Here is a 6,750-nt window from a genome sequence, read left to right as displayed (position 1 = left end):
GAGCGAACGCGGACCAGGCCAGTGGCTTATGTGATTAAAGTGGAACAATCTGGAAAGGTTGGCTAGAGTGGGTGATAGCCCCGTACACGCAACATGAACATAAGTCCTTGAGTAGGGCGGGACACGTGAAATCCTGTCTGAACATGGGTAGACCACTATCCAAGCCTAAGTACTCGTGCATGACCGATAGCGAACCAGTACCGTGAGGGAAAGGTGAAAAGCACCCCGACGAGGGGAGTGAAATAGTACCTGAAACCGAATGCCTACAAACAGTTGGAGCCCAAGATTCGTTCTGGGTGACAGCGTACCTTTTGTATAATGGGTCAGCGACTTAGTGTAACGAGCAAGCTTAAGCCGGTAGGTGTAGGCGTAGCGAAAGCGAGTCTGAATAGGGCGTTGAGTTCGTTGCATTAGACCCGAAACCAAGTGATCTAGCCATGAGCAGGTTGAAGGTACGGTAACACGTACTGGAGGACCGAACCCATATCTGTTGCAATAGATCGGGATGACTTGTGGCTAGGGGTGAAAGGCCAATCAAACTTGGAGATAGCTGGTTCTCCGCGAAATCTATTTAGGTAGAGCGTCCAGCGAATACCCCCGGGGGTAGAGCACTGAATGGGCTATGGGGACTCACCGTCTTACTGATCCTAATCAAACTCCGAATACCGGGGAGTACTACTGGGCAGACACACGGCGGGTGCTAACGTCCGTCGTGAAGAGGGCAACAACCCTGACCACCATCTAAGGTCCCTAAGTTATGGCTAAGTGGGAAAGGATGTGAGGATCCCAAAACAACCAGGATGTTGGCTTAGAAGCAGCCATCATTTAAAGAAAGCGTAACAGCTCACTGGTCTAAATAAGGGTCTTTGCGCCGAAAATGTACCGGGGCTAAAGCCATACACCGAAGCTGTGGATGCACGTATGTGCGTGGTAGCGGAGCGTTCCGTAAGCCTGTGAAGGGACAGTCGTGAGACATCCTGGAGGTATCGGAAGTGAGAATGCTGACATGAGTAACGATAAAGGGAGTGAGAGACTCCCTCGCCGAAAGTCCAAGGGTTCCTGCTTAAAGTTAATCTGAGCAGGGTTAGCCGGCCCCTAAGGCGAGGCCGAAAGGCGTAGTCGATGGGAACCACGTTAATATTCGTGGGCCTGCAGGTAGTGACGGATTGCGTGTGTTGTCAGGTCTTATTGGATTGATCTGGCAGCGAAGCGGTTCCAGGAAATAGCTCCTGCATATAGACCGTACCCTAAACCGACACTGGTGGACTGGTAGAGAATACCAAGGCGCTTGAGAGAACTGCGTTGAAGGAACTCGGCAAAATGCACGCGTAACTTCGGAAGAAGCGTGACCCTTCTTTAGGCAACTATTGGAGGGTGGCACAGACCAGGGGGTAGCGACTGTTTACCAAAAACACAGGGCTCTGCGAAGTCGCAAGACGACGTATAGGGTCTGACGCCTGCCCGGTGCTGGAAGGTTAAGAGGAGATGTGCAAGCATTGAATTGAAGCCCCAGTAAACGGCGGCCGTAACTATAACGGTCCTAAGGTAGCGAAATTCCTTGTCGGGTAAGTTCCGACCTGCACGAATGGCGTAACGACTTCCCCGCTGTCTCCAACGCAGACTCAGTGAAATTGAATTCCCCGTGAAGATGCGGGGTTCCTGCGGTTAGACGGAAAGACCCCGTGCACCTTTACTATAGCTTTACACTGGCATTCGTGTCGACATGTGTAGGATAGGTGGTAGACTTTGAAGCCGTGGCGCCAGCCATGGTGGAGTCATCCTTGAAATACCACCCTTATCTATATGGATGTCTAACTGCGGCCCGTTATCCGGGTCCAGGACCGTGTATGGTGGGTAGTTTGACTGGGGCGGTCGCCTCCTAAAGAGTAACGGAGGCGCGCGATGGTAGGCTCAGAACGGTCGGAAATCGTTCGTCGAGTGCAATGGCATAAGCCTGCCTGACTGCAAGACTGACAAGTCGAGCAGAGACGAAAGTCGGTCATAGTGATCCGGTGGTCCCGCGTGGAAGGGCCATCGCTCAACGGATAAAAGGTACGCCGGGGATAACAGGCTGATGACCCCCAAGAGTCCATATCGACGGGGTTGTTTGGCACCTCGATGTCGACTCATCGCATCCTGGGGCTGGAGCAGGTCCCAAGGGTATGGCTGTTCGCCATTTAAAGCGGTACGTGAGTTGGGTTCAGAACGTCGTGAGACAGTTCGGTCCCTATCTGCCGTGGGTGTAGGAATATTGATAGGATCTGTCCCTAGTACGAGAGGACCGGGATGGACGTATCTCTGGTGGACCTGTTGTCGTGCCAACGGCATAGCAGGGTAGCTATATACGGACTAGATAACCGCTGAAGGCATCTAAGCGGGAAACTAACCTAAAAACGAGTATTCCCTATCAGAGCCGTGGAAGACTACCACGTTGATAGGCCGGGTGTGGAAGTGCGGCAACGCATGTAGCTTACCGGTACTAATAGCTCGATCGACTTGATCATTCTCATTTACAATATCCATCGAACAAAGTTCGATGAAAACTTTGCCCCTCACGCCTTATTCACTTCGTGAATGGCTCCGGGAGGGCGCCGGGCAACCGGCGGCACACAGTCGTGTGCTTATTGTTTATCAGCGCCTGAAAACAACTCAATATCAGCACGAAAGACAACAGCTTCTCATATTTGTGTTCTTCGCCGACCTGGTGGTTATGGCGGAGCGGCTGCACCCGATCCCATTCCGAACTCGGCCGTGAAACGCTCCAGCGCCAATGGTACTTTGTCTTAAGACACGGGAGAGTAGGTCGCTGCCAGGTCTGCTAAGCACACAAATAATCAACATCTTCTCAAAACAATACAAAACAGACATTCAACGCAATAAGCGCGAAAAATACCCAACCGGTTCATAATAAACACCCTGGCGCGGGGTGGAGCAGCCCGGTAGCTCGTCAGGCTCATAACCTGAAGGCCGCAGGTTCAAATCCTGCCCCCGCAACCAAAATCTCAAAAATATAAAGCATATATTATCGCTGGCACGAAGACTTCATGTGCGCTGGCAATCGTTGCTCGTTGCAGTCATCCTGCAGCGTCGCGTAGAGCTGCTTGGCTGCAGATGGCCCTTAGAGGCTTATTGGTCCTGGGACGCTGTTCCTTGCCCTTTCAGCCTCTATCTACTTAGCGTGGGCGAGGGCTTTATCGAATGATTCTTTTTAGCGTTTCGCAAGATCGCTGTATGATGATTTACTCGAGTAGTCTTAATGTGACAATCTGTGAAGCCTGAAACCAAAGAAGGCCGTGTAATGAAGCCTTGGATATTTGCTTTTCCAATTATGCTTGCAGCATCGTTTGGGACCGTGGCCGGAGCTGAAGTCCGGTTTGGTAAAAATGTCCGTGTCGGCGGACATAATTTTTCTAACCAAACATTCAACAGTAAAAGACGCGCTGAGATTTATCTTTACAAAGGAAATCCCGGTAAAGAGGGATGCGTCTGGCGTAAGGGTAATAATGGAGATCGGGTGAAGGTTTGTCATCTTCAGACCAAATCGAAAGCACGGAAAAAATAAACTGCTTAGGCATAAATTGGCGTGCGCAGCAACATTGCGGATATGTCTGAGTAAGTATCTTGTTTGAATTATCTGGCGGAGAGAGCGGGATTCGAACCCGCGATACGGTTCCCCGTATACACACTTTCCAGGCGTGCGCCTTCAACCACTCGGCCACCTCTCCACTTATTTGCTGTCTTGAAATCCGCAGGCGCGGTAAGAACTCTCGCAAACACGACACCGTTCAAATCAGGCATTGGTTAGTTGCCAAAACAGGTGCTGCGGCGCGCAATATAGCCAGAATACACATATGATCAACTGCTATTTGTCAGTTTTTGCGTTAATTTGTGTTTGGCTGTGCGAAAGTTTTTCGTTTGTAATTAAGGTGCTGTTTTTAAAAGATATTTTTATGGGTAAGTTGGTTTCAGGTTTAGGCTGCGCGCTCTGTTCGGCTCGTGTTAGGCTGCGGCGGCGAATTGAAATGATATTCGACGATGAATAACGTGGATTTTCGCGCTTAATATGGGTCTGTAAACTCGAGGATAAAAAATCGTGTTTCGTTTTGTATTGCGTGGTCTCGCGGTGGTATGTCTGGCGCTGGCGGTTATTTTTGCGGTTTTGGATGGCGCACGCTCAGTTGGCGCCCAAGAAATCGTGGTGAAGCCACTGCTGGAGATGTGGGCTGTTGGTGCGCCGGAACTCCTGGGGGATGCAGAAACGTTGGTGACGCACTATATAGGCGTAGTCGCTTGGGACGAGGTGCTTGTTCCTGTGCTTGATCAACCGGGCTGGCTGATTTTTGGCGTTCTCGCATTCTTGTTCTATTTGGTTGGTTATCGTCGTGAAAAACGCTTTGGTAGTTTCAGCGCCCGCTAGCATCGATCGTCAGGATCGGTCGCAGAAGACTATAATGATCGGTTTGTCAAAGAGCGTTGCGCATCGTGCGCATATTCTGCGCTCTTCAGGAGGTGTTGAATGAGTTTCCTAGACAGCTATCGTAAGAAGGTTGAGATGCCTTCGCATCAGGACGCCTTACCCGGTCGTGCTGCGGCACTCCCGACGGCGGCTTCGCATTATGTATCGGGCAAGCCGCTCAAAGCGCCATGGCCGGAAAGCATGAAAAAAATCATATTCGGTATGGGCTGTTTCTGGGGTGCAGAGCGGCTGTTCTGGCAGGTGCCGGGCGTTTATGTCACTGCCGTTGGCTATGCAGGCGGCATTACGCCGAACCCGACTTATGAAGAAACATGCACCGGCCTGACCGGTCATGCCGAAGTGGTTCTGGTCGTCTATGATCCGAAGATGGTGAGCCTTGACGAATTGCTGACCCTTTTCTGGGAGGAGCATGACCCCACACAGGGGATGCGACAGGGCAATGATATTGGTACGACCTATCGTTCGGTGATTTATACATTTGATGCTGCGGATCGTGAAACGGTTGAAAATAGCAGGGATGCTTATCAGGCCGCACTGGCGTCGCGTGGTCTCGGTCCGATCACGACGGAAATTGCTGATGCTCCGACGTTCTATTATGCGGAAGATTATCACCAGCAATATCTGGCCAAGAATCCGAATGGCTATTGCGGCCTGCGCGGAACGGGCGTGAGCTGCCCGATACCGGCTGCATCATAAGAAGCAAAAAAATCGCGCGGTTAGCCCCGCGCGATTTTCTTATTTAGGATCAGCATGGCTTCATCATCGCCGGTCAGTTCTTCAAAGTCGCTCCAGCCGATTTTCCTGTAAAAGTCTGGCTTGTCGGTGTAGAGATAGACTTCGCTATAACCGAGCTCATGAGTTGCCGTTTCAATCGCTGTCATGAGCGCCTTGGCAACACCGCGCCCACGAAACTCCGGTGCAACGAGCAGGCTTGCAACCCATGGCTTGAGGTGTGGGTGGCTTTCGAGATCATTGTGAATGAGCAGAACAAAGCCTGCCAGTTCACCATTCCAGAGCGCTGCACGCACGGCCTGACCATCGGTGGCGTTGATCAGCTCATTCAGAGCATGGACGATTTGTTCTTCGGTTGCGCCTGCCGCCTGTCCCCATTCGGCATGGTTCCATTTGGCGCAAGTGGCTGCAAGGTTGGGGCGGTCCGTTAGCTCTATGATTTCGATCATTGCATTACCAGTGTGGAGGCTTGGTGACAGGGATTTCAGGTGCCGTCTGTTCTTCCAGTGTCAGAAAGCGGTCTGTCAGCGCGGACAGTTTTTTGTTGAGGTGATCAATCGTTTTCCACTGCTCTGCAAGCGCAGATGAAAGCTCATCAATCGTCTTTTCCTGCTCTGCGACTCGAATTTCAAGTTCTGTCAGGCGGTTATCCGTGGACATAGGACTATTCCGTTTCTGCTGATCATCAGAAGATAAAAAATCCGCACTGTCCGCTCAATAGCAATTATCGAGTGGTCAGCGCGGATTGATATAAGGCTTATCGTAGGATTTGAAGCTTACTTCGTGCCATACATGCGGTCGCCGGCATCACCGAGACCCGGAACAATATAGCCTTTTTCATCAAGGCTATCATCGATAGAGGCGGTAAAGACATCAACATCTGGATGAGCCGCAGTGAAGCGCTCAATGCCTTCCGGTGCTGCCAGCAGGCACAGGAACTTAATATTGGTCGCGCCGCGTTCCTTCAGCTTGTCGATGGCCGCAATGGCCGAATGGCCGGTGGCCAGCATAGGATCAACAACGATAATCAGGCGGTTGACGATATCTTCCGGAGCCTTGAAATAATATTCGATTGGCTGAAGCGTATCGTGATCGCGATAAAGACCGATATGTGCCACGCGCGCTGCTGGCACCAGATCCAGCATACCTTCTAGAAGTCCATTGCCCGCACGCAGGATCGAAGCGAAAACCAGCTTCTTGCCTTCAAGCGTCGGCGCTTCCATTGGCATCATCGGTGTTTCGATATGCATGGTGGTCAATTCGAGATCGCGTGTCACTTCATAGCAAAGCAGCAGCGATATTTCTTTCAGCAAACGCCGGAAACTGGCCGTCGAAGTTTCGCGCTTGCGCATAATGGTGAGCTTGTGCTGGACAAGCGGATGGCTGACGACATTAACGCCCATGTTGTTTCCACTTTTCTTGTTATCTTTATCGACTGTAACGGCTAATTAAGCCGGAGAAAACGCGTGGCAGGCGCGCACGCACAGTTTTCTATTTCTTTGAACATTTTGCACAGATGCGCAAGTGGAGATCACAAAAGG

At 51.2% G+C, this 6,750-nt stretch carries 6 protein-coding genes, 2 tRNA genes and 2 rRNA genes (1 of these 10 cut by a window edge); 6 read left to right on the top strand and 4 right to left on the bottom strand.

What is annotated here, in order from left to right:
- From RI570_RS03955 to RI570_RS03940, 4 genes are all read left to right on the top strand, one after another.
- Positions 1-2,504 (top strand): 23S ribosomal RNA (locus tag RI570_RS03955) (it extends 308 nt beyond the left edge of the window).
- 196 nt (positions 2,505-2,700) lie between these two features.
- Positions 2,701-2,815: ribosomal RNA gene (rrf, locus tag RI570_RS03950) — 5S ribosomal RNA — on the top strand.
- A gap of 105 nt (positions 2,816-2,920) precedes the next feature.
- Positions 2,921-2,997, top strand: a tRNA-Met gene (locus tag RI570_RS03945).
- Positions 2,998-3,268: 271 nt separating this feature from the next.
- Positions 3,269-3,562, top strand: coding sequence for a hypothetical protein (locus RI570_RS03940; protein WP_313827089.1), 294 nt, complete (start codon positions 3,269-3,271; stop codon positions 3,560-3,562).
- 73 nt (positions 3,563-3,635) lie between these two features.
- Here the strand turns inward: RI570_RS03940 and RI570_RS03935 are convergent.
- Positions 3,636-3,725, bottom strand: a tRNA-Ser gene (locus tag RI570_RS03935).
- A gap of 368 nt (positions 3,726-4,093) precedes the next feature.
- Here RI570_RS03935 and RI570_RS03930 point away from each other — a divergent pair.
- Positions 4,094-4,417 carry a hypothetical protein gene (locus RI570_RS03930; protein WP_313827088.1) on the top strand — a complete coding sequence of 108 codons (324 nt, stop codon included), beginning with the start codon at positions 4,094-4,096 and terminating at the stop codon, positions 4,415-4,417.
- Positions 4,418-4,516: 99 nt separating this feature from the next.
- Positions 4,517-5,173 (top strand): peptide-methionine (S)-S-oxide reductase MsrA, encoded by a 657-nt coding sequence (gene msrA / locus RI570_RS03925; protein ID WP_313827087.1) that lies wholly within the window; start codon positions 4,517-4,519, stop codon positions 5,171-5,173.
- Positions 5,174-5,193: 20 nt separating this feature from the next.
- Here msrA and RI570_RS03920 read toward each other — a convergent pair whose 3' ends face one another.
- From RI570_RS03920 to upp, 3 genes are all read right to left on the bottom strand, one after another.
- Complete coding sequence (locus RI570_RS03920) at positions 5,194-5,658, bottom strand: GNAT family N-acetyltransferase (protein ID WP_313827085.1); 465 nt, start codon at positions 5,656-5,658, stop codon at positions 5,194-5,196.
- Positions 5,659-5,662: 4 nt separating this feature from the next.
- On the bottom strand, positions 5,663-5,869 hold the full coding sequence (locus RI570_RS03915; RefSeq protein WP_313827084.1) for a SlyX family protein: 207 nt from the start codon (positions 5,867-5,869) through the stop codon (positions 5,663-5,665).
- A 116-nt stretch (positions 5,870-5,985) separates the two neighbouring features.
- Entirely contained in the window at positions 5,986-6,612 is a 627-nt protein-coding gene (gene upp / locus RI570_RS03910) for a uracil phosphoribosyltransferase (RefSeq protein WP_310010992.1), read from the bottom strand.
- Positions 6,613-6,750: the final 138 nt, after the last annotated feature.

It is taken from the genome of Brucella pseudogrignonensis (genome assembly GCF_032190615.1).
GTDB classification, from domain to species: domain Bacteria; phylum Pseudomonadota; class Alphaproteobacteria; order Rhizobiales; family Rhizobiaceae; genus Brucella; species Brucella pseudogrignonensis_B.
Note: the sequence above shows the minus strand (reverse complement) of the source record. Positions and strands in the feature narration are given on the sequence as shown.